The organism is Kitasatospora sp. NPDC089509, assembly GCF_044749365.1.
Classification (GTDB): domain Bacteria; phylum Actinomycetota; class Actinomycetes; order Streptomycetales; family Streptomycetaceae; genus Kitasatospora.
The window spans coordinates 182,310-207,990 of record NZ_JBIVHS010000011.1 but is presented as its reverse complement, the minus strand read 5'-3'; the positions used below and the strand labels follow the sequence as shown (position 1 = coordinate 207,990).

Below are 25,681 nucleotides of genomic sequence, written 5' to 3'. Positions count from 1 at the left end.
CCGAGGCGGCGCCGTCGGCTTGCGCTCAGGTGCTCGCTTCCTTGCCCTCCGCCCCTGTACTCCCCGACGCTCCGCGGACCATGGTGGGCGGGCAGCATCCGAGTCGGGTGCCCTGCGCGCCGTGGTGCTGTCGGATGCCCGGCGACCCTTCCCCCGAACTCTGAGGAGCCGTGTTGGCCCGCTTCGCCATGGCCCGGAGGAGTGCCCGCCTCGCCTCCGTGTTCGTTGTTGTGGCAGCCGTGATCGGCCCCGTGTCCGTCGTACCGGATGCCGACCTGTCCGGCTCCGGGGGGACCGCCACGGCAAGCCCCGAGTCCCGCAGGCTCGCCGGAGGCCGGGTCGTGCTCTCCTACCGAGGACTGTCGCCGACGGAGGCGGTGTTGACGATGATTCGGCGCGGCCATGCCGCAGGCGTGATCATCTTCCGGGACAACGTGGGCAGTCGTGATCAACTCATCCGTTCCCTGCGCCGGTTGAGGAAAGCCGCAGCCGAGGCGCCGGGCGCCCGCCCCCTGCTGCTGATGACCGACCAGGAAGGCGGGCCGGTACGCCGCCTGCCCGGCGGGCCCGAGACCTCCGCCCGCCGCACCGAGTCCGGCGCCGACCAGGGCACCGCCGCGGCGGCCACCCTCGGCGACGTGGGGCTGAACGTCAACCTCGCACCCGTCCTGGACGTCTTCGACCACCCCGGCAACTTCATCGACCGCTTCGAGCGCTCCTTCGCCCAGGATCCGCTGAGGGTTGCCGAGTTGGGTCGCGCTTTCGTCGTTGCCCAGCAGGCTCGAGGCGTGGCCGCCACGGCGAAGCACTTCCCCGGTCTGGGCAGTGCAGAGCGCGAGGACAACACCGATGAACGCCCGGTCACACTTGCCGTTCCGCTGGAACGGCTGCGCGAGCACGGCGAGGAACCGTATCGCGCCGCCATCGCCGCCGGGGTCCGCCTGGTGATGCTCTCCTGGGCCGTCTATCCGGCCCTCGACCCCGACCGGCCGGCGGGTCTGTCACGCGCCGTGGTCGGCGCGGAACTTCGGGACCGCCTCGGCTTCCGAGGGGTCACCGTCACCGATGCGCTCGAAGCCCGCGCCCTCGCGCGGGTCGGTGACACCGGCGCCCGGGCCGTGGCTGCCGCCGGCGCCGGAATGGACCTGCTGCTGTGTTCGGCACAGGACCCGCGGCAGGCCGAGCAGGCCGGCGCAGCGCTCGCGGCAGCCATGGAAGCCGGACAGCTGGACCGTCGGTCGTTCGACGAGTCCCTCGCCAGGATCAACGAACTGCGGACGTCACTGAGCTGAACCGCCCGGACCGGCAACGGCAACCGCCGACGGACCGGTCCCGGAACCCTTGACCCGATGCCGGAAACCAACCCGAGGAAACCCGTGCCTCTCCGTCGCCGCTTCACCAGGTCCATTTCCGCAGCCACCACCCTCCTCCTGGTAGTACCGGCCGCCGCTGCCGCAGGGGCGTTGCCGCCGTCGCTGGTCGGCCTCTTCGGACTGAAAGCCAAAGGCGCGGTCCTGATCGACGCAGCCGACGGCCGAACGATGTGGGCCCAGGACCCCGGAACCGCAAGACAGCCGGCCAGCGCCACCAAGATCATGACCGCCCTGATCGTACTCGACCGGCCCGGCACCGACCTCGACCGGGAGGTCACCGTGGAACAGGCCTACGCCGACTACGTCAACCGCGAACATGCGAGCAGCGCCGACCTGCAGCCCGGCGACCGACTGACGGTACGTCAACTGCTGTACGCACTGCTGCTCCCGTCGGGATGCGACGCGGCGTTCGCGCTCGCGGACGCCTTCGGCACCGGTATCACCGTGACGGACCGCACCCGCTCCTTCGTCCGGGCGATGAACGAGAAGGCCCGGGATCTCGGCCTGTCGGAGACGGAGTTCAGCTCCTTCGACGGCGTCGCCGAAACCGGCCGCAACCTCACCACGCCACGGAACCTCGCCGAACTCGCCCGCCAGGCAATGAAGAACGCGACGTTCCGTGCGATCGTGGGAACGGCGAAGACCGAGCAGGAGGCGCCGGCCGGCAACGGCCGTATCCGCTACTACTCCTGGGAGAACACCAACAGACTGGTCGGCACGCACGAGGGTGTGGTCGGTGTGAAGACCGGGACGGGCAAGGGGGCGGGGCCGTGCCTCGTCTTCGCGGCGAGCTGGGGCGGCCGGACGGTGATCGGCGTGCTGCTCGACGACCGGAACCGGTACCGCGACGCCGAGAAGCTGCTCTCCTGGGCGAAGGTGTGGACAGGCCCGGGTGGCATATAGACCTACGGCCCCGCGCAGGCACTGGTCTACGCCTACGACAGAGTGCACCAGCAGTGGCCTCCCGAGGTGGTGGCGGCGGAAATTCTGCGGGAGTCACTGTTCGTCCTGCTGCCGCCGGGAGACCCCGCTGCGCAGGCCGATCAGGTCCGTATGGCAGATCTCCGCGGCCGCCACTGGATCACCAGTCACGAGGACACTGCGGGCGCGCGCTCGATGGCGAACCTGTGCTCCTCCGGGGGATTCGGCCCACAGGTGGTCTTCCGCAGCAACGACTACAACGTCATCCGCGCGATGGTGCAGGCAGGACTCGGCGTGGCTCTGATCCCCGAACTCGCGGGCACGGACGAACTGCGCCCCGCTGCCCGTCTCCTGCACGAACCCTCGTGCGCACGACGGGTTTACACGATCCGGCGCACCTCGAGCACCAACCCGCTGGTGACCCGGTTCGAAGACGCCCTCGTGCGAGCGACCGGCTCCTACCGGCGCCGTCGGCCCTCACGCTGGACAACCATGGTGAACCCGTCTGGGCCCACTCCAGCGACCCGCGCACCGAACAGCCCGTAGTGACCGTCGGCCGAGCCCCCCGCACCCGCGGAGAGCTCGGCCGACCGCCTCGGCGAGGGGAGGCACGACGAGTCGCTTCAGGCGGAGACATCCCGGGATCGTGCCACCGATTCCTCCGGCCCGGCGCTCTCCGTCACGGCCTCCTCGGCGACCGGAACGTCCAGGAGGTCGGCCCAGACGACTTTTCCCGTCGCGGAACGGTCGACTCCCCACTCGTCGGCGAGGGCATCGACCATCAGCAGGCCTCGGCCTTCCTCGGCCTGGTCGTCCCCGATCCGGGCGGTGACAGCGGGACACCTGGTGCACTCGTCGGCAACCTCGATGTGCAGACGGTGTTCAGCGGGCTCCAGGCTGAGCGTCGCACGAGGCTGTCCTGGTCCGCCGTGCTCGGCGGCATTGGCGAGCAACTCACCCGCGATCGAGGTCATGTCGTTCAGCGCCTCACCTGCGACTCCCCACCGGGCCGCCGTACTCCGTACCTCCCTCCGAGCCTCGACAGCGAGCCGTACTCGGTTCTCGGGATCGGCCCCGAAGGACAGCCGGTGGACCCGGAGCGGGCCGGTGTTTGCGGTCATGGGTGGACTCCGATGAGATCGCCTCCACCTGCGGACGGCGTCAGTGGTCAGCCGTGCCTCTGCGAGAGAAGGGGGTGGAGGGAAGATGGCTTTCACCCCAGCATGCCGGGCCGAGGCCCCCGGACCGCTTGCCCGAGGGCGCGTGTCCGAAGCCCATGGCCCACTCCATTGTTGGGGTCGATGCCGACTGCGGCGCTCCCGGCCGACGCCGCCGGGGCCCGGGCGCTGTCCGGCGTCACCGCCGTCTCACCGCGGGGCGACCTGCAGCCTGTTCGCGAACGACGGGTCCGTCATCCTGATGGCCAACGGGGAGTCGGTTGATCATCTGTCCTGTCAGGGACGGGATTTCCCGGCCAGGAAGGGGCACTCGGTCCGGTGGACGGTGTGGCGCACACCGTCTGCACCGCCGTCATCCCCAGGGAGCTCCGGAGCGAGTACAAGGTGACCGTCCAGCGGGACGGTCAGCAGGCCGAGGAGCGCCTCGAACTCAACATGGACGGGGTCGGCTCACCTGCCCAGTGCTGAGCGGCCGACCCCGAGCTCGGCGCACCCCGCGCCGCCGGACCAGGCCGGCCTCGACGCCGTGGCAGTGGGCGAGCACGGCTTCCAGCAGGCGGGTGGCGTGGCCGTGGCCCCGGTGGTCGGGGTCATCGACGGTGATCGAGTTGATCCAGACCGTCTCGCCGTCCAAGGCCTCGCGGCCCGTGGGACCGGACCCTGTCGGCGTCATCATCCCTGCCCGGCATCCGTCTCAACGGTCTATTTATGGAGGCAACGCAGGGCTTGGCCGCGGTGGTAGGTGATCGCGCAGCAGGCTGGTTTGAGGAGGGCTTCGTGGATGTCTCAGCGGATCCGCGGGTGTCGGAAGCCGTGGATCCGGGTGTTCGTGCGCTCGACGACCCGACGCGCGGGGGTTGACGGTGTCGGACTGTGGCCGGTGATGTCGGGTCGGCCCCGGGACACCTCCAGCCAACACCGAAAGCGCAACCAACCCAGGGACACCCGTCCTATCGTCCCCGATTCACAAGAACCACTGCCACGGGGGCGCTGCCGCAGTCGTTCGTTGGCCTGAAGGTCGAGGGTGTCGCCCTGATCGACGTAACCGACGGCCTGACGATGTGGGCCCAGGAATCCGGAACCGCACGGGAGTCATCGACTGTGTCAACCGCGGACACGCGAGCAGCGCGGACACGCGAGCAGCGCGGACCCGCGATCAGGCGACCGGCTCACTGTGTGTCGACCAAGGGGGCGGGGCCTGCCCTGTCTCTGCGGCGCACTGGGGTGGCCGGACGGTGACCGGTGCGCTGCCCGACGACCGGAACCGGTACGGCGACGCCAGGACGCTGCTCGCCTGGGCGAAGGCCCGGGTGGGCGGGGGGGTGTTCAGAGGCTCACGAGTTCGGGCCGTCCACGCTCCGGGGCCGCCGCCGTTCCCGGTCACACGCAAGGGAAGACCAGGAACGACGGCGGGCGCGCCGGGCGGAGGTTCACCGGCGGCCGGATCCGGTCGACACCCACCACGTCGCACCGGTCCCACGGTCCTCGCCGCCGACCGGACCGTAGTCCCGGCGAGGTGTGACCATCGTCCCCGACTGTCGCCGCTGGTCGCACCGCGTATGCGCAAGGGTTCGCGCACCTCGGCCGAAGTTCTGCTGTCACTCACGAGGGGGTGTACACAGGGTCTCGGGGGTATCGGCAGGCCGACATGGTGACTTTGTCGAGTTGCCCGTAGGTTGCCGCCTGAGGGCGGTGAGCAGTTCAACCTGGAGCCCCGCAGACTGGATGACGGCGAGGTCGGCGTGCGTGGGGGTCACCTTCGGGCCTTTCAGGCGGAGGCGCTGGGGGCGACGCAGGGGGAAGTGGTGGTGCAGGCGGGACCGGAGCCACCGGCCTGTGCGGAGCGCACGGGTTGGGCGCGAGCGGCGCGGACGCGGGCTCCGTCCACAGGGCAGAAGACCGGTCGGCCGGGTGGGGCCGGTACGGCCCAGGCGGTGGCTGGCCCGCTGGTCGCCGACGCCGAGGTAGACCTTGTGCGGCCTTCCAACCGACCATCGGGGTGCTTGGCGATGCGTTCGCCCTGGACGAGGTCCTGCAGGTTCAGCAGGGCCTGGTCGCGGATGGCGTCGGGGAGCCGGGGCAGGTCGGCGATGGCGTCGAGGTGGGCACTGAACCCGAGCTTCGCGTGGATCGCCGCGACCGCCTTCGGTCGGGTTGTGCGAACGCCACGTCGGCGTGCGTGGAGGCGTCCGGTACGAAGGTGTCGCCGGCCTGGTCGCGTCGGTCGTCGAAGGGGAAGAGGCCCAGCAGGTTCTGCCCCGGACTCTACGAGGAGCTGTTGCCGGAGGCGGGCAGAAAGCTGCGGTCACCGGAGCCGCACCGGGGCGTGAGGTCGGGAGCGCTCCTCGGCCGCTCGTTGGATCCGGCCGGCGATTGCCGCTGGGCCTCGCGGTATCCCGGCTCCCGGCGGCTACCGCCGGCCGCGAAGGACCTCATGAGCTACGGGCCGCGCAAAGGCGACACCCTCACCGGGGGCCAGCAGGCGGCCTGGAGATGACCGGTGCCTCGGCTGTTCGGCTCCGGCCTCGACCGTCGTACCAGCCACTGCTGTGCAGAACGTAGTGGGGGCAGGAGGGCTCAGCCCCAGCCATCGATCATCCATCGCCGAGGGTCGCCAGCTGTTGGCCATAGGGCTGCGGAGCGTCGGCGGCATGCGGTGAAAATTGTGTCGTTCACCAGCGAACCATCCTCTTGATCGTGAACTCAGGGAAGGGCTGTCCACGCTACGGCCCGGTTCGCCAGTCGCTGTGGCTCGTCCGGTGTGGTGTGCCTTGTCGGGCGGAGAACTCTCTTCTCCTTCCGGCGAGGCGAGCTCGTGCCGAACAGTGTGTGGGCCGAAGCGCCGGTTCGTCTTTCGGGGGTGCCGCAGCCGCTCACGGCAGTCCCCGGAAGACGGCAGGCGGTGTTCGCCTTGGCACTGGAGCAGGTCTTCGCGGAAGTTGGCGTGCGGCCGCTCCGGGGATGGCACACCGTCGTGCCCTGGCTCATCGAGGAGCCACCGCTCGGTCAGGCAGACCGGGTGCGACATCGTCAGAGAGAGTCCTCACCGTGCTTAGGCAGTCGTCCCGTTCCCGTGCCGTTCTGACCGGCGCCGCCGTGCTCACCCTGGCCGCCTCGCTCGCGGCCTGCGGAGGCTCCGACGGCGGGAAGGGGAACGGCTCCTCGGCCGACGGGAGCCCGGTGGTGACCACCGGCAGCCCGACCGCGGGCGGCAGCGGCGCCGCCGGGACGCCCTCCGCCGAGCAGCCGCCCACCCCGGCCAACGGCAAGGTGATGATGCCGACCGGCCCGGCCGCCGACCTGAAGAAGGTCCGGGGCACCGGTGCCGGTCCGATCATGATGACCAAGGTGGCCGGCGCGAAGTCCGGCGTCACCGGTCAGGTCTGGGTCTGGCTGCCGCCCGAGTACAACGACCCCAAGTTCGCCAAGACCGGTTTCCCGGTGCTGACCCTCTACGCGGGCGGCCAGAGCAACGGCTACAACACCTGGACCGACAACCAGCTGCCGATCCAGGAGGTGGACGAGCAGCTTGCCAAGCAGGGCAAGGCCCACCCGTTCATCATGATCATGCCGGTGCAGAACTTCAACAGCGACGAGAAGAACGCGCTGGACTGCTCCGACATCCCGGGCCAGCCCAAGATGGGCACCTGGATGGCCGAGGACATCCCGGCCTGGGTGCGCGCCAACTTCCGCACCTTGAAGGGCCGGGACAGCTGGGGCGTGATGGGCGCCTCCACCGGCGGCTTCTGCAGCGCCAAGATGGCGCTGCAGTACCCGGACGTCTACAAGGCCGCGGTGCCGATCGACGGGTACTTCATCCCGGACTCCGGGCTGTGGAAGGGCCACGACGCCGAGAAGGCGGCCAACAACCCCAACCTGCTGATCACCCAGGGCAAGGCCGACGTCAAGATGTACGTCACCGCGGGCGGGGCCAACGGCTACGAGAAGGATGTGGTCAAGAGCTGGGTCGCCAAGGCCGTCGCTCCGGTGACCATCCAGTACTACGAGCAGCCCGGTGGCAAGCACCTCACCTCGGACTTCAAGAAGATGATCCCGGGCACCCTGCAGTGGCTCTCCGCCAACCTGGCGGGCCCGACGGCCGACTGACGAGCCGTTGTTCCACACGTCCCGACGGAGGTGGTTCCGGTCAGGACGGCCGTGTCGGCCAACTGGACCGGGCCGACCCGGGCCGCCTCACCAAGGCGGCCATCGCCTCCCAGGCCTTCCTCAGGAACCGGCCACCGAGCCGTTCCACGTTAACCCCATGTGACCGGGCAGCATGCCCAGCCGACACAGAAACCGGCACCAACGCAATGAACCTCACCGGCACTCCCGTCCTCATTCTCTCAGGCGTCCTGTTTGCCGCTTCCCTGGTGCTGGCGATGGCGCACTGGTCGGGCAGAGGGCTCCTCTTCAGGTCACCCCGGCTGCACCAGAGGCAGCGCACGCTGCCGCGCGCGCTCTCGCATCTCGGGAGGTTGCTGTTCTGCCAGTCCACTGCTGTGGCGATGATCTTCGTGATCGTCAATGACGAGAACCAGCTCTACGATTCCTGGGGCGACCTGCTGGGTACCTCCAGCCACGTCCGTTCTGTACCTGTGCCTCCGAAGGACGAGGGCCTTGCCGCCACTCTTAGCGCCGTCCCCGGAGGCCAGTCCGGCAGGCCCACACCCAAGGTGCCGCAGTCCTTCCGTGGGCCCGACTCGAATGACGTGCCCAGAAGCGTGAAGCAGACCGAGCTCAAGGGCAGGCTCTCCGGGGTCGAGGGCGAGGTACTGGTCTGGACGCCCCCGCAGTACAACGACCCGGCCTACACGGACAAGAAATTCCCCGTGGTCGAGCTCTTCGCCGGGTACCCCGGATCCGCGACCGCCTGGTTCGGCGGCGCGATGAACGCGATCGCGCGGCTCGAACCACTGATGAAGACGGGTGAGGTGACACCGTTCATTCTGGTCGCGCCGCGGGTCAAGCTCCTCAGCAACGCCGATACCGGCTGCGCCGACGTGCCCGACAAGGTCAACGCCGATACCTGGCTCTCCCGGGACGTTCCGCAGATGATCGTCGACAACTTCCGGGCTGACACCGCTGCGGACCGCTGGGCCGTGGCGGGTTACTCCGCCGGCGCCCACTGCGCTCTGCGCCTCGCGCTCACCCACCCCAACCGCTACCGGGCGGCAATCAGCATGTCCGGCTACAACGATCCGGCCCGTGAGCCGAGTTCACTGACCGGAGCGGATCCGACAATGCGGCAGACCGCCAACCCGCTGTACATCCTCACCCATGCCGAGACCCCGCCGAACGTCGCGCTCTATGTCTCCGGCAAGCGCGGCGATGGTTTGGAGGACGGCATCGCCCTCAAGCGGGCAGCGAAGAGTCCGACCACCGTGACCCCGGTGGAGACCCCTGGCCCGCACACCTCCGCGACTTGGGGAGCGCAGGTCGTCCCAATCTTCAAGTGGTTGACCGGCATCATCCCGCTTCGTTGATGTCCCAGTCCATGTGGCGGAGCACCGCTCGCGACGGCCTCAACCGGGCTCTCTCCGGTCGGGCATGACATCGATCGAAGAGCCCTTCCCATGCGTCCGGACTACGCCGAGCACCGGTCTTTGGACTGGGCCGGCATACCCGGCCGGCTTCGGACAGGCGCTCGGCTCACCCGGGGTGCGAACCGGACTTCGTCCGCGCCGACTCCCGGACTCTCAAGTGACCGGCAGTCGAGAGGTGATGGGTTGTCAAGGGCTGGGGCGGCGAGCGACGAAGTGCTTCCGGTCTCCCGTGCCGGTCCGTCCATTCTCCGCCAGCAACAGACGATCCGTACCTGACGGGTACTGGATAGCGCCCATCTGATGCTGCGCTTGCCAGTGTCAAGCCGAGAAGATGATCACACCTCGCCTTGTGGATACCCCGACCACAGGTGAGGAGGGCGGGGCTGTTGGTCCGATCATGCGACGGTCGCGTCGACAGCCCCGTTCGCGGGGCCAGCTCCGTGCCCGCCCGGCGCCTGTGCGGCCTCCGTGGTCCCGGTGGCCACTGGAAGCCGCACAGGTGAGGCAGGGGACCGGGCGGCGTGAACTACAGCGCCGGATGGGACCCGGGCTGTGGTAGGGGGCGCTGATCACACCGACTGGAGATGGTGCATGGACTTCATCGATCGGAAAGCGACGTACGGCTCGGAGGCCGGCGATCCATCGCCCGGTTCATTCGTCAAGGCTGTGGCGGTGCTCGTCGTGGGCGGAACCGGTGCCGGCAAGACGGCCCTGATCGATTCGGTGAGTGACATCCGCCCTCTGGTGCTGCGGGAGACGCTGCCCTGGGCGCGGGAGCGACCCGGACGCTCGGTGGGATCCGTTCGACCGGCCCAGTACTCGGTCGCTGTGGACTTCGGGAGGATGGCGATCGATGAGGAGATACTGCTCCTGCTGTTCGGCATCTGCGAAAGGGACCGTACAACCTCCTTCTGGGACGAACTGTGTGCATGCGCGCTGGGCGCGATCGTGCTGGTGGACGCTTGCAGGGTGAACGCCGGCTGGGAGACCGTCGTGGTGTTGGCGGAGCGTGGGGTGCCGTTCGTCGTCGCCGTCAATGTGTTCCCAGGAGCGGTGGTTCCCTCGATCGTCGGTGTCCGGTCCGCGTTGGACCTGTCGGCCGAAGTCCCGGTCGTCTTCGGTGACGCCCGGTTGAGTGGGTTCACCGGGGCTGTGTTGCGCGAACTCATTCGCACCTTGCATGACGTGAAGCGTGGTGGCGGCTGACTCCGCGGCCGCGCGGCCGCCGCCCCACGCGCAGGCAGTCGGTGTAGCGCCGCCGTACGGAACGGATGGGATGTAGCACGGACCTCAAGAATCGAACGAGTAAGAGGAGGTGACACATGGCTTGGATGCGGCGGTAGGTGGTCGCGCAGCAGGCCGGTTTGAGGAGGGCCTTAGCAGGCGGCGGTACTTGTCGAAGCGTAGCCCTGGTCGGCGAAGGGCTGTCGCGGCCGGTGACGTGGCTGGTCGGTCCGGCCAGGGACTCGGCGAACAGTGTCGAGTAGCGGCAGAAGCTGGGTGTCGTAGTGGCGGTTGCCACCTGTCGGGGGGATGACCGGCGGAGTGCCGCGGCCGTCGGTGATCACATGGTGCTTCGAGCCCGGTCGAGCGGTCGACCGGGCTCGGTCCTGTTGTGGGCCGCTGTGACGGGCCTGGCGGTGCGAGTCGTCGATCACCGCCCACGACCAGGCCGACTCGTAGGCACGGTGTGACTCCGTGGGGAGCAGCTGGTGCAGCCGGTCCCACACCACCGCCTCGTGCCAGTCCCGCAGCCGGTGTCAGCAGGTCCACGGCCTGCTCGGTCAGGGCGTCAGACTGCTCGAATGCGCCCGGTGCCTCGATGTCGCGCTGAACACCGTCAGGCGCTGGTCCGGACGTCGATCTTGGAGGCCGACTCGGACGTGTTCTCCGGTGCTCCCCACGGTGAGGGTCGGAGGCGCCGGTAGGCGATGGAGGCCCTCCTGAGAGCGTCCTCCATCGTGGCCACCAGCGGGTTGGCGCTTGCCGTGCGTCGGATCAGGTAGGTCCGCCGCGCGCACGAGGCCTCATGTAGGAGGCGGACGGAGGGCCGGAGTTCGTCGGTGACCGCGAGTTCGGGAATCAGTGCTACGCCGAGCCCCGCCCGCACCATCGCTCGGATGACGTTGTAGTCGTTGCTGCGAAAGGCCACCTGCGGGCCGAACCCCGCCGAGAAACACAAGTTGGCCATCGACCGAGCGCCTGCGGTGTCATCCTTGCTGGTGATCCAGTCACGGCCGCGCAGATCCGCGACACGCAGCCGCTCGGCCTGAGCAGCGGGGTCTCCCGGAGGCATCAGTGCGAACAGGGACTCCCGCAGCAGTTCCACCGCCACTACCCCTTGCGGCCACTGATGGTGGACCCTGTCATAGGCGTAGACCAGCGCCGCGTCCAATTCGCCCGAGGTCACGAGCCGTACCAGTTCGGGGGATTCACCCTCCTCCAGCGTGACGTCGGCAGTGGTGCACTTCTGCGCGAACCGGGCCAGCGCTGGCGCCGCGAGGACGGCCAGGGCCGTGGGGAAGCTTCCGAAGCGCAGCATTCCGCGCGTGCCCGAGGCCAGCGCGCGCGCCTCGTTCTCCAGCGCTGCCAGTTCGTTGAGCAAACGGGAACACTGTTGTCCGAGTGCGAGCGCCGCGCTGGTCGGCCGCACACTGCGAGGGCCTCGCTCGAACAGCACGAGCCCGCTCGCGCGTTCCAGTGAACCGATCTGTTGGGACACCGCGGACGCGGTGTATCCGAGTTTGCCGGCCGCCTCTGCGAACGAGCCGGTGGCCAGCACCTCGCTCAATGTGCGGACGTGAATCGGATTGATCATTCTGAGACCACCATGAATCTCGATGCTGTTCTTCGGTCGTTGCGTCCGAGTCCATGGCTCCCGCGCGGGAGAACTCCCGGGTCCGCCCGGAGTCGTCGATTTGCGGGCGGCGGGCAACGCTGGAAATGGCCGGCTGGATTGATTCTCACACGTGCCGGCTTTCCGCGAGAAGTGACCTTTGCCCCATGTTGGCGCGCCGATCTCCCGTGTAGTCGATCAAGGCTTCGACCTTCCCCACCGGGGACAGCGGACCTTTGGCTGAGGTGCGTGACCTCTTCTGCATGGGCCCCGCGGCCACCGGCGGTCATCAGCGAAGATGGTCACACCTCGCCGAGGGCGAAACCCTGTCGGCGAGGAAGTGAGGCCGGTCGGGCGCGGTGGGGCGTTCGGCTGGCTCTGACCGCCGGGAATCCGCTTGGCCCGGCGCCTCTGCTGTCGTTCCCGACGATCCCGGTCTCTCCCGCCGGGAACGACAGCAGATCTGGTTGGTACGGCCGCACCGCATGGAAGTCGAACCTTGCGGCCCGCTCCAGGATTTCCTGAATTGGATTTCCGGAACAGCCGACACGGAATTCTCCAGGAAATGGTGCACTGGCTCGAAGGCCTACCTTCCGACCGGACCGTTCTCGCCCTTTGCCCAGGTGAGCAGCTTCCGAGCGTCGTCGTACCGGTCCCGGTCGTCGAGGAGAACGCCGAGCACCGTCCGATCGCCCCAGTGTGCCGCGAAGACGAGGCACTTGCCCGATCTCGGGCCCGTCCCGGTCTTCACTCCCAGCACCTCCTCGTAGGTGCCGACCAGGACGTTGGTGTTCTTCCACTCGTACCGGCGCGTGCGGCCGTTGCCAGCTGGCGCTTCCTGCTCCGTCTTCGCTGTTTCCACGATCATCCGGAACGTGGCGTCCCTCATCGCGTGACGGGCGAGTGCGGCAACGTCCTGCGGTGTGGCCGTGTCGTGTCCTGCCCCGAGGACGCCGTCGAAGGAGCTGAACTGCGCACTCGACAGTCCGAGTTGACGGGCCTTGTCGTTCATTGCCCCGATGAAGGAACGAACCCGGTCCATCGTGGTGAGACCGGTGCCGAAGGTGTCCGCCAGTGCGAACGCCGCGTCGCGCCCCGATGGGAGGAGCATCGTGTAGAGCAACTGGCGCACGGTGAGCCGGTCGCCTGGTCGCAGGTCCGCGCTGCTCGCGTGTTCGCGGTTGACACAGTCGGCATGGGCTTGTTCCACGGTAACCTGGCGGTCGAGGTCGGCGCCGGGCCGCGCCAGCACGACCACCGCAGTCATGATCTTGGTGATGCTCGCCAACTGCCGGGCGGCTCCGGAGCCCTGGGCCCACAAGGTCCGACCGTCGGTAGCGTCGATCAGGATAGCGCCCTTGGCCTTCAGGTCGACATCCGGCAGGACGGGCACGGGACCGATCGCGGCCGCCAGGGCGAGGACGCGTACTGAACCGGACAGATCTCCGGGACATGAGGTTGCGGGCCATCACGTCTCCTTTCCGGATCTATCAGAGCCCTGGCTTGCCCACTTGCCGGTCACGCCCCAACTCGCAGGGCACTCGGCAGCGGTGCTACGCACTCGACTTCGGTGTGCGACCGGCGTGGTCGACAGAGCTGTAGAGCAAAGAGTTGGGCACCTGCGCGACAACCGACCCTGCGGGCCAGGGTGGGTGACTCTTGCCTTCCAGTCCCGTGACACCCAGACGAAGAGGGGCTGTTGGTGACCCTGGTGAGTCCTGAGTCACGAGGGTGGCAGCGGGTCGATCCGTTCCCCCACGATGGACGGAACACTCGCCGCTGATGCCGTAGGAGGGCTCTGTGCTGCGGAAGTTGGTGCCGACTGCAAGGAGCGGACCGGGCATGACCAGAGGGGGAAAGCGGATCATCGTCGTGACAGCCGCTGCACTTCTTAACCTTGGCGGGCGCCATGGTGATGCAGAACCTGCACTCGAGCGTTGCCGACCACAGGCCCGCCCCGCGCCTGCCGACTGACCTCGTCCCTCTGGTCATGGCGGCGGCCAGGACCTGTTCCACCCTCACCCCGTCCCTGCTCGCCAGCCAGCTTCACGTCGAGTCGAATTTCGACCCGAGCGCCGTCTCTGCTGCGGGGGCGAAGGACATCGCCCAGTTCACCCCCGCCACGTGGGACGAATTCGCTGTGGAATACGCCAACGGCGTGCCGCCCTTCCCGGAGACCCGCGAGTACGTTGCCAAGGTCCAGCGGCACATCGCCGACTTCCGCTATCTCGACGAGGCTGCGCTCGAAACGGCTCTACCGACACCGCCAGCCGACCACGTACTCACCACTTCCCAGGCGCCGGCGCCTGAAAGCTGACACATCGTCCGCCTCATCCGCGGAGCCGGCTGCCGCTGTACTTCCCTGCCGACACCTCACTTAGGAGTCTTCGTGACCTCGTCGACCGTAACTGCTGGCCGTACCGGCCTGGCGGCCGCCCGCGCCACCGGCCTGAACAAGGTCTACGGGGAGGGGGAGACCCGGGTCGTCGCCCTCGACAACGTCAGCGTCACCTTCCCCCAGGGCGAGTTCACCGCCATCATGGGCCCCTCCGGCTCCGGCAAGTCCACCCTCATGCACTGCATGGCCGGCCTGGACACCGTGACCTCCGGCTCCACCACCATCGGCGACACCGAACTCGTCGGCCTGAAGGACAAGCAGCTCACCCAGCTGCGCCGCGACCACATCGGCTTCATATTCCAGGCCATCAACCTCCTCCCCACCCTGACCGCCCTGGAGAACATCACCCTCCCGATGGACATCGCCGGCCGCAAGGCCGACCAGGCCTGGCTCGACCGCGTCGTCGACACCGTCGGCCTCTCCGGCCGCCTCTCCCACCGCCCCTCCCAGCTCTCCGGCGGCCAGCAGCAGCGCGTCGCCTGCGCCCGCGCCCTCGCGAGCAAGCCCGACATCGTCTTCGCCGACGAGCCCACCGGCAACCTCGACTCCCGCTCCGGCGCCGAGATCCTCTCCTTCCTGCGCAACTCCGTGTGCGAACTCGGCCAGACCGTCGTCATGGTCACCCACGACCCGGTCGCCGCCTCCTACGCCGACCGCGTCGTCTTCCTCGCCGACGGCCGCATCGTCGACGAACTCCACACCCCCACCGCCGACACCGTCCTGGACCGCATGCGCCGCTTCGACGCCAAGGGCCGCACCAGCTGAGCCCGTTCAGCCACGCGACGCCACCGATCCCCGAGATACTCCCAGGACTGACGCTCCCCCATGTTCCGCACCGCTTTGCGCAACGTACTGGCCCACAAGGGCCGACTGCTGATGACGATGCTGGCCGTCATGCTCGGCACCGCCTTCGTCGCCGGCACCATGGTCTTCACCGACTCCGTCCGACAATCCATCATGAGCGGTACATCCAGGAGCTTCACCGGCATCTCGGTCCAGGTCACCGACGAGTCGGCCAGGAAGAGAGGTACGCCCGGCGAGGAGCCGGACGCGCTGCTGACCGATGAGACACTCACGGCCATCAGGGCCCGTCCGGATGCCGAGAGTGTGCGCGGATCCGTCTCGGGTCCCGCCGAGATCTCTGACGGGCACGGGAACCTGGTCGGCCGTCCGGGGAAGACCTACGGCGCCAACTGGTTCCCCGGGAGTGACGGCCAGGACCAGCTCTACCCGATGACACAGGGCCGCGGGCCGGCCGGCCCGACCGAGGTGGCCATCGACCGGAAGAGCGCGGACTCCCGCGGCGTCAAGATCGGTGACTCGGTTTGGGCGGCTGTCGACGGACCTGTCATACAGGCGACCGTGGCCGGCATTTTCAACACCGACGACCCACAGGTGGCGTCGGGTGGCACCAAGCTCCTGTTCGACACCATCACGGCACAGCGTCTCTACCTCAGGCCCGGCCGCTTCAGCGCGGTCTCGGCCCAGGCGGCGCCGGGGGTCAGCGACTACCAACTGGCCACCGAGATCGAGGGCATGCTGTGGAAGGCCGGCAATCTCAAGGTCGAGACGGCTGCGGAGCTGCGGTCCCGTCAGATGAGGCTGATGGAAAAGGGAACCTCCCAACTGCGCGCAATCCTGCTGGGTTTCACCGGAATCGCGCTGCTCGTCGGTGTCTTCCTGATCTCCAACACCTTCACCATGCTCATCGCCCAACGCACCCGTGAACTCGCCCTGCTACGAGCCGTCGGTGCGAGCCGGCAGCAGGTCAGGCGCTTGGTGCTGGTAGAGGCATTGCTGACCGGCGGCATCGGCTCGATGTTCGGCCTGCTGGTCGGGGTCGGCATTGGGCTTCTGATGCAGTCCGTGATGAGCTCTGTTGACCCGGCCATGGCCGGTCGCACCGTGATCTCCCCGACCAGCGTGCTGGCAACCCTCGCCACCGGCACCTTGGTGACGGTCGTCTCCGCGCTGCTTCCCGCCCGTCGGGCTTCGGCCGCTGCCCCCGTCGCAGCGATGAGTGCCAACGACAGCCCTGTCACCCAGAGGAGCTTGATCGTGCGCAACAGCATCGGCGCGGTGCTGATCACGATCGGCCTGCTGACGATGGTGTCCCAAGCGAAGGCCACGGGGGGAGCATCCTCCTAGCCCTCACGATCGTCGGTTTGGGAGCGCTGGTCACCATGGTGGGCATGCTCGTTCTCATGCCGCTGCTATCCCGCCCGGTGGTAGCTGCGGTCGGTCCGGTGTACCGGCGGTTGTTCGGGATCTCGGGCAGACTGGCCCGACAGAACGCGGCACGCAACCCGCGCCGGACCGCCGCAACAGCGTCGGCGCTCACCGTCGGGGTGATGCTGATCAGCCTCCTGACCGTCATCGCCACCTCGGTGAACACGATGCTTGCCAATCGGGTGACGAAGGATCTAAAAGCCGACTACCGGATCAGCATGATGCAGCAGGCCCAGCCGATATCCCCGGCGGTGCTGCCCGCCATCAGGCAGGTGTCAGGGGTGGCCATCGCCTCGCCGCTGGATTCGCAGCTCATGGAGCAGTCGGGATCGGATGGCAGCGGCGGCAGGCCGATGCCGATCTACGGCGTGGACGACAAGGTGATCGACGAGCTGATCAATCCGTCGATGGTCAGCGGCTCCATGGCGGCGCTCCAGCAAGGACAGTTGCTGATCGGTAAGTCCACCGCGGCGCTGGGTGAATTGAGCACGGGCAGCACTGTGGTCATGAAGTACCCGGACGGAACCAAGGCCCTGCTGAGCATCGGCGGTGTGTACGACTCCACCGTCTTGGACGGGGCTGCCCTGTTGAGCCACTCCGTGCTGGGCAATCACGAGGCCGAGCCTCATTACACCCAGATCCTGGTCAAGGGCTCGCACGGTGCCTCGGGCCAGTTGCAGCAGGCACTCAAGGATGCGAGTGGTGCCAATCCACTGATCAGGGTCCAGAGCCACGCAGATCTCCAGAAGGAGTTCAGCAGCATGATCACGCTGGCGCTCAACATCCTGTACGCGCTGCTGGGTGTGTCGGTTCTGGTCGCGGTCCTGGGCGTGGTCAACACGCTGGCGATGTCGGTCTTCGAGCGCAAGCGCGAGATCGGGATGCTGCGGGCGATCGGCCTGGACCGCGGCGGCATCAGGCGGATGGTCCGGCTGGAATCGGTGCTGATCTCGCTCTTCGGCGCCGGGATCGGCCTGCTGCTCGGCTGCTTCATCGCCTGGGCGATCAACGGGACGCTGAAGTCCAGCCTGGCTGGGCTGACCACCGTCCTGCCGTACGGCCAGCTGGCGCTGTTCCTGGGCCTGGCCGGGCTGGTCGGCCTGGTGGCCGCGATCTGGCCGGCCCGCCGGGCGGCCGGGCTGGGCATCCTGTCGAGCATCAAGACCGTTTAAGGGGTGATTTGTTGACTGTGATGGCCCCGGCGGCAAGCCGCCGGGGCCATCACAGTCCTTTGGCGGTGGTTCTCCGGCAGAGGTGGTGAGTTCACCGTGGCCGAGGTATTGGACGCGGCCTTCATACTCGATGTCCTCGGGACACGGCGACGGCAGGCGGGCAGTCGGGGTGTGCTCGGCATGGATACCGTGACGACCATGGCTTTGGTCGCCATGTCGGCCGGCCGTGGCGACCGACTGGACGGCGAGTGCATCGGCAGGGCCGGCCAGGTATGGGTCGGAGGTGAATGGTGCCCAGCTTTCCGGTGGAGTCATGTCTCACTACCGGAGAGGGGTGAGATGGCTCGCATGCCGCAACGGGCTCCCCTATCTGCCGACAACACCCGTCGGACACCACCCCGGTGACCGAGCGAAAACACGGTCCAGGGTGGTAGCTACCACCCTGGACCGTGCGGCCACGCAGGGTTCTGGGAGGAGCCCAGTGCTCAGGCGTGAGGTGGATCCGCGCTTCGTGCGGATTCTGTCGGAAGTGGGGCCAGTGGCTCGGTCGGAGCGGGATCGACGATCAGTCCCAACCGATCTGCGAGAACCGCTGCCTGGGTGCGGTCGACGGCTCCCAGTTTGGCCAGGATCATGTTGACATGGTTTTTGACGGTACTGGTGTCGAGATCAAGCTGACGTGCGATCCGTGCGTTTCGTAGGCCTGCACAGAGCAGAGTCAGAACGGAGTACTCCCTCGGGGTGAGGTGGGGTGGAGACTGGGATGAATTAGCCGAACAGGGGCATCGTAGATGTTTCAATAGTGCGATCCATATGGCTGGAGGGTGGAATACCATGCCACCACGCCCCAATATGCGCAGCGCGCAGATCAAATCCTGAGGCGTCGGTTTCATCAGGATTCCTCTAGCGCCTGCCTGAAGTGCCGTGGCGGGGAAGTCCGGCTGACAGTCGGGGGCGGTGAGCACTGCGACGGCCGGTGGATCCGGAAGATCGTGGGCATACCGAATCGACGAGAGGTCGTCCGCGCCGATGAGGACGACCTGAGGGCGGAGGACTCGGGCCTGTGCCTCGAACTCGCGCCACGGGTGGGCGCCGACGCAGTGGAGGTCCGGGGTCAGATCGATGGCAATCCGCAGGCGCTCCCATGTGGCGGTGTCCCTGCCCACAATCATGACCTTGAGGGGCACGGTAATTTCCTCTATTGGTTGGGCAGGATCCTTGGGTCACCATGATTCGCTCCTGGCGGGGTGATTCCAGTGACAGTCGGGCCGTTCCAGTGCCGGCTGTTCTTTCGGTGGCCGCTGATGGGAGGAAGATTCGTGACCACTCCACATCCTGCATGGCAGATGCTCCGATTGCCAGAGAAAGAGCGAAAGGAAACCACGTCTGAGCGATATGAAATCCTGAACTCAGGGCTGGCCTCGGCTTCCGAACAACGACCCGGCCCGGTGGCTGCTGCTCGGCGGAGAGAATCGGCCTCGACACTTGCGGTGAACTGTGCACTTACAGTCGTCGGTGGTGCGGCGAAGGCTTAGGGCATGGTTCGAGGGTGGGCTCAACTCGCGGACCGGTCGGCAAGGGCATCCAGCGTTCCCGCCGCCGACCAAGGCATCGATGCCGGGAAGAAGATCGTGGGCAGGACGCGGAACATCGTTACCAACACGCCAACGAGGGTCCCGGGACGGGCGTCGGCGTCCGACGCAGCTATTGATGTCGCGGTGTCGTTCGACGTGTGCGCCTGCGTCGAGTTCACTTTCGCCCGTATGAAGAATTACAAGATCGTCTGCGGCTGTCGGCAGAAAGGCTATGGCCCGCACCACGCGGTGCGCCGCGCCCTGGAGGGCACCATCACCGGCCACAGGTTCGCTCGTGCCTTGGAGGACATCGCCGAGACCCCGTATGCCGAATCCGACAGACGAGTGCGGAAAGCAGTCGAAACGAGGATTCGACGCCCGTGGACGAGTCGTTCGCCAATGGCGGGATGGTCGGGGAATCTGCTTCCTCTGCGTCCTGGCATGCGGTCCTGATTTTTTTAGGCGTGCTCAGCGGCGCTGCCGCGGTATACCGGTATGGAGCGACTGGAGGTCTGGCCTCGAATATCCTGACCTGGCGGCGATTATCGCAGCTTGAGTGCGGTTGGCAGCGCCCAGCTTGGCCAGTATCGCGCTCACATGGTCCTTGACGGTGCTGAACTCCAGGTGGAGAAGATTCGCTATCTGCTCGTTGCCGTGGCCTTCTCCGATCAGGAGCAGGACATCGAGTTCTCTTGGAGTGAGGGTCTCGACGGCCAGCGGAGTGTGGTCGTCCGGCTGTGGGTGGCGAATGCGCGCCTCCAGGGCGGTCCATACGCTGGCGGGCCAGAAGGTTACCCCGCCGTTGCTCAGCAGGTGTACGGAGTGAACTAGGTCGTTAACGGTGATCGTCTTCGCTAGAATTCCGGCGGCGCCGGCCTGCAGTGCTTCGTGATGGTGTTCTGGAATCTCGCAGCTCGTGATGAGTGCGACGGGGACTGGATTTGGATGGGAGGATGCGTTCCGGATGAAAGGAAGACAATCCGTGCATTTTTCAAGTTCGGACAGGTGGTGGAGGACTACCTGGGGGTTCCGGTTTGCGATGTATGCCGAGGCCTCACTTTCGGGGAAGGCGCCGACGCAGTAGAGATCCGGAGTCGAATCAATGGCGAGCTGGAGACATTCTCTAACGAAAGGTGATTCGGCCGAGATTAGGACATTTATGGGCATGCGGAGTTCTCCTGGTTGTTGTTCCGGGTTGGCTTGGCCGATTTAATCCGGAACTTCGATGTCGCAAGGGCGTCCGGAGTGAAGACGGGAACGTGCAAGAAGTCGGGGGTGTACCTCGTCTGTGTGGCGGGCCGGGGTGACCGGACGGTTATCAGCGTGCTTCCGGGCGACCGGAAGCAGTGCGGCGAAGCTGACCGGCTGTTCGCCCGGGCCCGAGGACTTGGCCGGCACGGCCGGGCCGTGGATCTCCGGCGTATACGGAAAGCCCTGGGCCCACCCGTACGGGGGTGCGGTGGGACCAGGGCTTTCCGGCCGCCGTTCCCTCCCGGAGGGGCAGGGAAACCGGGAACGGGCAGCCCCCGCCGCCGATCTGGCCGCCGCCGCGGCGGGTTGTGACCATTTTCTCGGGCCGCCGCCCCGACCGCGGTGCTCATGCACGAGAAATGGCGCGGCTCAGCCCACGATCTGCTGCAGCTGGACGGGATCCCGGCTCGGGCCACCGACTTTCCGCGATATCGGCATCCGTACGGGGGAAAGAGTCACTTCTCGGGGCACGCCGGCGCGGGTGAAGCTTGACATTGAGCGTGGTACCGGAGACCGGATCCTGTCCAGGCCGCATTTTATACGTCGTTTCTTGGTGCCAGGGGTCGTTGAGTGGTCGTGGAAAGCCTTGTTGAGCGTCTGGTCCCCAACGAGTTGTGGGACTTGTTTCGACGCGTGGTGCCGCCGACGGTCGTTCAGCGTCCGCAGGGTGGCGGCCGGCTGGCGACCGTGAAGTGCTGGCCGCGATGTTCCTTGTGGCGACCTCGGGCTGCAACAGGCGTCAGCTCCCGCCGGTCTTCGGGGCCCGCTGGCAGACGGTGTACCGACGTTTCGCGCAATGGAGCCGGGAACGGGTCTGGGCCCGGATGTACTGAGTTGTCCTGGACGAGCTCGGTGCCCAGGGCGAGCTGGACCGGTCGCGGTGCGCCAGTGACTCGGTGAGTATCCGCGCCTTCATAGGGGGCCACTGACCGGACCGAATCCGACCGACCGCGGCAAGAAGGGGTCGAAGATCCACCTGATCTGTGGCGCCCCACAGTCCCCATGGCCAACAGAGGGCGATCCTCGGTGACAGACGATCGACTGGTGGTGCCCGAACCCTCCTACCTACCCCGCCTCGCGCACCATGGCTGAAGCCCTGGTCGAGGACTACGAGTGCCGTCGGCCCTCCGGGCCCGCACTCCCAGGCAACGACCGTCTGACGGCCAGCCCGCTGTTTCCTGCACCATGGAGAGCTTCGGGCATCCCCCGTTTCGCCCACGCTGGATGGACGACGCACCGCAGGTGCGAGGGAGGGTCCGGTGCTCCGCAGGTTGGCTACGGCCGTGAACGACGGGCCGGCTACGACCGAACTTGCCTGACAATCACCCGGGGACAACTTGAGGGCGATCGGACGGTGCCAGTGTCTCGTCGGTCCGGCAACCGTGGCTTCCTCTCAGCTGGTGGTCACCGTGCTGTTCCAGAGCCTGACGGCAGGCGGCGGACGCGGGCATCCCGCTCCACGCCTACCGACCGACATCGTTCCGCTGGTCCCCGCCGCAGCGGGGACCTTTCCCGGCCTCACCCCTTCCCCCTTCCCCTACCGAGTCGCGGTTCGGACCGAGTCCTGCAGCATGATCGTGCTACCGCTGCTCTCCCCGGCGGTCCGCCAGATCGGCTGGAACACCCGCATCGTGCGCGGCGTGCTCGCCGACCAGTCGGCCCTGCCGCACGTCCGGGCCGCCGTCCTCGACGGCCTGCCCCGCCGACGGATCCTCAGCCACCACATGCTCCCCGGCGCCTTGCCCGCCGTCTTGGTCGGCACCGCCACCTCTGCCGGCCTGCTGCTGGGGGCACCGTCCCCAGTTCCGCCGTCGCTCTCATCGGCTCCTCGGTCGACCGCTCGGGCTCCACCACCGGCTGGCCCCACCGAGCAGGTGCACGCTCCCCAGCCGCCGGAGGGAAGCGGGCACTTGGCCGCACACCGCGCGGAGGACCCGCCGCTGCTCGATGCCCGGCCACCTGCGCAACCCGGCGGAGTCCCTGCCGACCCGAACAGCCAACTCGGGTCCGGGTCGGCCGTTTGCCGGGAGTCGGCCTGTCGCGCTCAGGCGGCACCGGCCCGAACGGTCGGAGGTGACGGTCACGGCCCGCGAGCGGTGGCCCACACCTTCGGCGAGGGGCCGCACGAGAGAACCGTCGTCTGTATCCGTGCCACACCCCCCGTTTCCCCACCGTTCGGCGAAACGGGGGTCACCCACGTGCGCGCCGACGCGGGCGGGCAGGAGATCACGGGCCGGTACGGCAGGGATTCGGTGCGGGCGGACGACATCGAGGTGGTCGCCACCGCCGTCGGCGGGCTGGCCGTGGCCACCGTCCGCGAGCACCGGCCGGACGTCGTTCTGCTGGACATCCAGATGCCGGACGTGGACCGGATGCCGGACGTGGACGGGCTCAGTGCGCTGCGCGAGCTGGTCGCTCTGCCGTCATCGCCGGTGGTGGCGATGCTGACCACCTCCGAAGCGGACGAGTACGTCCTGACCGCGCTGAACTCCGGGCCCGCCGGTTTCTGCTCAAGGACACCGAGCCCGCACGACTTGCCGCGCTGGTGCGCACCCTCGCGGCGGGTGGCGTCGTCCTGTCGTCGAAGGCCTCGCGCAGCCTGATGCGCGGCCATCCCGGGAGCATGCCGGACACGGCCGACCCGCAGGTCGCGCAGGTCGGTCGGCTCACACCCCGGGAGCGGGAGGTACTGATCCTGATCGCCGAAGGGCTCTCCACCACCGAGATCGGTGCGCGGATCACCCTGGGAACCGGCACGGTGAAGGATCACGTCAGCGCGATCCTGATGAGGCTGCGGGTGAGCGGGAGGGTCCAGGCCGCGCTGCTCGCCCAGCGCGCGGGCCTGCTGACCGGCGGCACCCACCGGCAGGCCGGAGCGACCCGACGGTAGGTGCCACCGGCAACCGTGTCGTGCGTCGGCCGGGAGTCGATCTACGTCACCGGTCCCGGCGCCCCCGGGCCCGTCCACGGCCTCGGCACCCGACACCGTCGTCGGACGGGACCGGGTGGTGCCGCGCAGGGCATGGGCGATGGCCAGTGACCCGCCGCCGTGCAGCGGGAGCGCCGCGCGGCCCTTCCCGCCGTGGACGGGAGGAGGACCGCAGGGGTTCGTCCTGCGCGGCGGTCGAACGGATCCATGACGTTCCACTCGCGTCTTGTTGAGTGGCAGGCATGGGACTGATGAGAATCTAAGTGCTACAGTCGAGTGACAGATAGCCGTATTGCTGAAGGAGAAAGACATGATCACTTACGACCGGCTCTTCATCGGTGGCAGCTGGACCGAGCCGAGTGACACCGAACCGCTGGTCATCAGGTCCCCGCACGACGGGACGGTGATCGGCCGGGCCGCGCAGGCCCGCCCGGCGGACGTGGACCGCGCGGTGGCCGCGGCCCGCGCCTCGTTCGAACAGGGCGTCTGGCGCGAGACCCCGCCGCTGGAGCGGGTGGCAGTGCTGCGGCGCTTCAACGCGCTGCGTGAGGCCGCCGCGGAGCGGATCGCCGAGCTGATCTCCGCCGAGAACGGTTCGGCGGCCTGGTTCACCCGGGCCGGCCAGCCGGGCCTGACCCGCCAGGCCAACGCCTATCTGAAGGCCGCCGAGGACTTCGACTGGGAGCGGACACTGATCCCCTCCGACCCGGCTTCGCCGGTGCGCAGCGTGGTGCGCCGCGAGGCGGTGGGTGTCGTGGCCGCGGTGATCCCGTGGAACTCGCCCTTCTCCTCGGCGACTTCGAAGATCATCCCGGCGCTGCTGGCGGGCAACTCGGTGGTGCTGAAGGTCTCCCCGGAGAACTCGCTGAGCATGGGCCTGCTCGCCGAGCTCCTGGAGCAGGTGGGGCTGCCCGAGGGGGTGATCAGCGTCCTGCCCGCCGACCGCGAGACGAGTGAGTACCTGGTCTCCCACCCCGAGGTGGACAAGATCGCCTTCACCGGCTCCACCCGGGCCGGCCGGCGCATCGCCTCGATCGCCGGGGAGCAGCTCAAGCGGGTCAGCTTGGAGCTGGGCGGCAAGTCCGCGGCCGTCATCCTGCCCGACGCCGACGTCCGCGTGGCCGTTCAAGGGCTGAAGTTCTCCTCCCTGCTCAACAACGGCGAGTCCTGCATCGCCCAGACCCGCATCCTGGCCCCGCGCGACCGTTACGAGGAGGTCGTGGCCGCGCTCAAGGAGCTCGTCGAGTCCCTCAAGGTCGGCGACCCCAGTGACCCGGACACGTTCATCGGGCCGATGATCCGTCCCGACCAGCAGGAACGCGTCCGCCGCTACATCGCGCTCGGCATCGAGGAGGGCGCCCGCCTCGTCACCGGCGGCCCCCAGGTCCCCGAAGGGCTGGAGCGGGGCAACTACGTCACCCCCACGGTCTTCGCCGACGTCGACAACTCCATGAGCATCGCCCAGGAGGAGATCTTCGGCCCGGTCCTGGTCGTCATCGCCTACGACGACGAGGACGAGGCCGTCCGCATCGCCAACGACTCCGAGTACGGCCTGTCGGGCGGTGTCTGGTCCTCCGACGAGGGGCACGCGCTCGCGATCGCCCGCCGCATCCGTACCGGCACGGTGACCGTCAACGGCGCCGCCGTCGGCTTCGACGGCCCCTTCGGCGGCTTCAAGGCCAGCGGCATCGGCCGCGAGTTCGGCGCGGTCGGCCTCGGCTCCTACACGGAGTACAAGACCATCACCTTGTGACGCGTGCCGCGTGCCGCCCGCTGTGGGCCCCACCCGCCACTCATGCCGGTTCCGGTGCCGGGGCGAGCCGGTTCGGCCTGCCCCGGCACCTCGTGCTCCGGCCGCGTCAGCGGGTGGCCCGAGCTGCTTCCTCGATCACGTGGGACACGATCCCCGGACGGGACACGGCGACCGAGTGCGAGGCCGCCACCTCGGTGACGTGGGCGTGGGCCCGCTGGGCCATGAAGAGCTGGACGGCCTCGGGGATGTTCAGGTCCTCGGTCGTGACGACGTCCCAGCTCGGCTTCTCCCGCCAGGCGGCGACGGTCGCCGGCTCCTGCAGGGCGCGCTGGGCGATCGGACGCTGCGTGGCGGCCATGAGCGCCGCCTGGCCGGCGGGGACGTCGGCGGCGAACTGGTGGCGGAACGCGTCCGCGCGGATGTACAGGTCCGTCGTGCCGGTGCTGCCCGGGAGCGAATAGGTGACCGGGTCCAGGGCGGTCCCGAGCGTGGACCCGGGGACATAGACCAAACGATACGAT

At 68.1% G+C, this 25,681-nt stretch carries 20 protein-coding genes and 4 pseudogenes; 16 read left to right on the top strand and 8 right to left on the bottom strand.

Annotated features, from left to right (window positions below):
* The first annotated feature begins 173 nt into the window (after positions 1–173).
* From ACIP4P_RS24010 to ACIP4P_RS24000, 3 genes are read left to right on the top strand one after another with little or no spacing between them, the layout of a single operon-like run.
* Entirely contained in the window at positions 174–1,292 is a 1,119-nt protein-coding gene (locus tag ACIP4P_RS24010; RefSeq protein ID WP_400921500.1) for a glycoside hydrolase family 3 N-terminal domain-containing protein, read from the top strand.
* A 57-nt stretch (positions 1,293–1,349) separates the two neighbouring features.
* Positions 1,350–2,276, top strand: a complete 927-nt coding sequence (locus ACIP4P_RS24005; protein ID WP_400921499.1) for a D-alanyl-D-alanine carboxypeptidase family protein — start codon at positions 1,350–1,352, stop codon at positions 2,274–2,276.
* Between the two features lie 42 nt (positions 2,277–2,318).
* A complete protein-coding gene (locus ACIP4P_RS24000; RefSeq protein WP_400921497.1) occupies positions 2,319–2,840 on the top strand; it encodes a LysR substrate-binding domain-containing protein in 522 nt (173 codons plus the stop codon).
* 77 nt (positions 2,841–2,917) lie between these two features.
* On the opposite strand, the gene ACIP4P_RS23995 is transcribed toward ACIP4P_RS24000, so the two are convergent.
* Complete coding sequence (locus ACIP4P_RS23995; protein WP_400921495.1) at positions 2,918–3,415, bottom strand: ATP-binding protein; 498 nt, start codon at positions 3,413–3,415, stop codon at positions 2,918–2,920.
* Positions 3,416–3,790: 375 nt separating this feature from the next.
* Between ACIP4P_RS23995 and ACIP4P_RS23990 the strand changes: the two genes are divergently transcribed.
* Positions 3,791–3,940: a hypothetical protein gene (locus ACIP4P_RS23990; RefSeq protein WP_400921493.1), complete on the top strand. Its 150-nt coding sequence runs from the start codon at positions 3,791–3,793 to the stop codon at positions 3,938–3,940.
* Here ACIP4P_RS23990 and ACIP4P_RS23985 read toward each other — a convergent pair.
* Positions 3,903–4,145, bottom strand: coding sequence for a GNAT family N-acetyltransferase (locus ACIP4P_RS23985; RefSeq protein WP_400921560.1), 243 nt, complete (start codon positions 4,143–4,145; stop codon positions 3,903–3,905). The genes ACIP4P_RS23990 and ACIP4P_RS23985 overlap by 38 nt on opposite strands.
* A gap of 2,375 nt (positions 4,146–6,520) precedes the next feature.
* On the opposite strand from ACIP4P_RS23985, the gene ACIP4P_RS23980 reads away from it, so the two are divergent.
* The 3 genes from ACIP4P_RS23980 (at position 6,521) to ACIP4P_RS23970 (ending at position 10,224) form a co-directional block, all read left to right on the top strand.
* Positions 6,521–7,579 (top strand): alpha/beta hydrolase, encoded by a 1,059-nt coding sequence (locus tag ACIP4P_RS23980; RefSeq protein WP_400921491.1) that lies wholly within the window; start codon positions 6,521–6,523, stop codon positions 7,577–7,579.
* Between the two features lie 206 nt (positions 7,580–7,785).
* Positions 7,786–8,958 carry an alpha/beta hydrolase gene (locus tag ACIP4P_RS23975; protein ID WP_400921489.1) on the top strand — a complete coding sequence of 391 codons (1,173 nt, stop codon included), beginning with the start codon at positions 7,786–7,788 and terminating at the stop codon, positions 8,956–8,958.
* Positions 8,959–9,609: 651 nt separating this feature from the next.
* Positions 9,610–10,224, top strand: coding sequence for an ATP-binding protein (locus ACIP4P_RS23970; protein WP_400921486.1), 615 nt, complete (start codon positions 9,610–9,612; stop codon positions 10,222–10,224).
* 170 nt (positions 10,225–10,394) lie between these two features.
* On the opposite strand, the gene ACIP4P_RS23965 is transcribed toward ACIP4P_RS23970, so the two are convergent.
* The 3 genes from ACIP4P_RS23965 to ACIP4P_RS23955 form a co-directional block, all read right to left on the bottom strand.
* The gene (locus tag ACIP4P_RS23965; RefSeq protein WP_400921484.1) at positions 10,395–10,676 is read right to left on the bottom strand and encodes a transposase; all 282 of its coding nucleotides are present in this window, start codon (positions 10,674–10,676) and stop codon (positions 10,395–10,397) included.
* Positions 10,677–10,858: 182 nt separating this feature from the next.
* On the bottom strand, positions 10,859–11,836 hold the full coding sequence (locus ACIP4P_RS23960; protein ID WP_400921480.1) for a LysR family transcriptional regulator: 978 nt from the start codon (positions 11,834–11,836) through the stop codon (positions 10,859–10,861).
* Positions 11,837–12,440: 604 nt separating this feature from the next.
* Positions 12,441–13,247: a D-alanyl-D-alanine carboxypeptidase family protein gene (locus ACIP4P_RS23955; protein ID WP_400921478.1), complete on the bottom strand. Its 807-nt coding sequence runs from the start codon at positions 13,245–13,247 to the stop codon at positions 12,441–12,443.
* Positions 13,248–13,763: 516 nt separating this feature from the next.
* On the opposite strand from ACIP4P_RS23955, the gene ACIP4P_RS23950 reads away from it, so the two are divergent.
* From ACIP4P_RS23950 to ACIP4P_RS23935, 4 genes are all read left to right on the top strand, one after another.
* Positions 13,764–14,171: a transglycosylase SLT domain-containing protein gene (locus tag ACIP4P_RS23950; protein ID WP_400921476.1), complete on the top strand. Its 408-nt coding sequence runs from the start codon at positions 13,764–13,766 to the stop codon at positions 14,169–14,171.
* A 72-nt stretch (positions 14,172–14,243) separates the two neighbouring features.
* A complete protein-coding gene (locus tag ACIP4P_RS23945) occupies positions 14,244–15,017 on the top strand; it encodes an ABC transporter ATP-binding protein (protein WP_400921474.1) in 774 nt (257 codons plus the stop codon).
* Positions 15,018–15,077: 60 nt separating this feature from the next.
* Entirely contained in the window at positions 15,078–16,400 is a 1,323-nt protein-coding gene (locus tag ACIP4P_RS23940; protein WP_400921472.1) for an ABC transporter permease, read from the top strand.
* A 44-nt stretch (positions 16,401–16,444) separates the two neighbouring features.
* Entirely contained in the window at positions 16,445–17,653 is a 1,209-nt protein-coding gene (locus ACIP4P_RS23935) for an ABC transporter permease (RefSeq protein WP_400921470.1), read from the top strand.
* 485 nt (positions 17,654–18,138) lie between these two features.
* Here the strand turns inward: ACIP4P_RS23935 and ACIP4P_RS23930 are convergent, their stop codons facing one another.
* The gene (locus ACIP4P_RS23930) at positions 18,139–18,840 is read right to left on the bottom strand and encodes a LuxR C-terminal-related transcriptional regulator (protein WP_400921468.1); all 702 of its coding nucleotides are present in this window, start codon (positions 18,838–18,840) and stop codon (positions 18,139–18,141) included.
* 393 nt (positions 18,841–19,233) lie between these two features.
* On the opposite strand from ACIP4P_RS23930, the pseudogene ACIP4P_RS23925 reads away from it, so the two are divergent.
* A pseudogene (locus ACIP4P_RS23925) lies at positions 19,234–19,317 on the top strand (IS5/IS1182 family transposase); the annotation flags it as partial.
* Positions 19,318–19,695: 378 nt separating this feature from the next.
* On the opposite strand, the gene ACIP4P_RS23920 reads toward ACIP4P_RS23925, so the two are convergent.
* Positions 19,696–20,394: a LuxR C-terminal-related transcriptional regulator gene (locus ACIP4P_RS23920; protein ID WP_400921466.1), complete on the bottom strand. Its 699-nt coding sequence runs from the start codon at positions 20,392–20,394 to the stop codon at positions 19,696–19,698.
* Positions 20,395–21,054: 660 nt separating this feature from the next.
* Between ACIP4P_RS23920 and ACIP4P_RS23915 the strand changes: the two are divergent.
* The 4 genes and pseudogenes from ACIP4P_RS23915 to ACIP4P_RS23900 all read left to right on the top strand — a co-directional run.
* Positions 21,055–21,460, top strand: a pseudogene (locus ACIP4P_RS23915) (transposase); the annotation flags it as partial.
* A gap of 589 nt (positions 21,461–22,049) precedes the next feature.
* Positions 22,050–22,208 (top strand): annotated as a pseudogene (locus tag ACIP4P_RS23910) (ABC transporter permease); the annotation flags it as partial.
* A gap of 468 nt (positions 22,209–22,676) precedes the next feature.
* Positions 22,677–23,368: pseudogene (locus tag ACIP4P_RS23905) on the top strand (response regulator).
* Positions 23,369–23,717: 349 nt separating this feature from the next.
* Positions 23,718–25,160, top strand: a complete 1,443-nt coding sequence (locus ACIP4P_RS23900; RefSeq protein WP_400921464.1) for an aldehyde dehydrogenase — start codon at positions 23,718–23,720, stop codon at positions 25,158–25,160.
* 106 nt (positions 25,161–25,266) lie between these two features.
* Here ACIP4P_RS23900 and ACIP4P_RS23895 read toward each other — a convergent pair whose 3' ends face one another.
* Positions 25,267–25,671 carry an alpha/beta fold hydrolase gene (locus ACIP4P_RS23895; protein ID WP_400921462.1) on the bottom strand — a complete coding sequence of 135 codons (405 nt, stop codon included), beginning with the start codon at positions 25,669–25,671 and terminating at the stop codon, positions 25,267–25,269.
* Positions 25,672–25,681 lie beyond the last annotated feature (10 nt).

Bases quoted from the DNA above. Each gene is read 5' to 3' on its own strand.
- ACIP4P_RS24005 (WP_400921499.1), top strand. From the start codon at position 1,350: ATGCCGGAAACCAACCCGAGGAAACCCGTGCCTCTCCGTCGCCGCTTC.
- ACIP4P_RS23995 (WP_400921495.1), bottom strand. From the start codon at position 3,415: ATGACCGCAAACACCGGCCCGCTCCGGGTCCACCGGCTGTCCTTCGGG.
- ACIP4P_RS23985 (WP_400921560.1), bottom strand. From the start codon at position 4,145: ATGACGCCGACAGGGTCCGGTCCCACGGGCCGCGAGGCCTTGGACGGC.
- ACIP4P_RS23975 (WP_400921489.1), top strand. From the start codon at position 7,786: ATGAACCTCACCGGCACTCCCGTCCTCATTCTCTCAGGCGTCCTGTTT.
- ACIP4P_RS23970 (WP_400921486.1), top strand. From the start codon at position 9,610: ATGGACTTCATCGATCGGAAAGCGACGTACGGCTCGGAGGCCGGCGAT.
- ACIP4P_RS23960 (WP_400921480.1), bottom strand. From the start codon at position 11,836: ATGATCAATCCGATTCACGTCCGCACATTGAGCGAGGTGCTGGCCACC.
- ACIP4P_RS23950 (WP_400921476.1), top strand. From the start codon at position 13,764: ATGGTGATGCAGAACCTGCACTCGAGCGTTGCCGACCACAGGCCCGCC.
- ACIP4P_RS23940 (WP_400921472.1), top strand. From the start codon at position 15,078: ATGTTCCGCACCGCTTTGCGCAACGTACTGGCCCACAAGGGCCGACTG.
- ACIP4P_RS23935 (WP_400921470.1), top strand. From the start codon at position 16,445: ATGCTCGTTCTCATGCCGCTGCTATCCCGCCCGGTGGTAGCTGCGGTC.
- ACIP4P_RS23920 (WP_400921466.1), bottom strand. From the start codon at position 20,394: ATGCCCATAAATGTCCTAATCTCGGCCGAATCACCTTTCGTTAGAGAA.
- ACIP4P_RS23900 (WP_400921464.1), top strand. From the start codon at position 23,718: ATGATCACTTACGACCGGCTCTTCATCGGTGGCAGCTGGACCGAGCCG.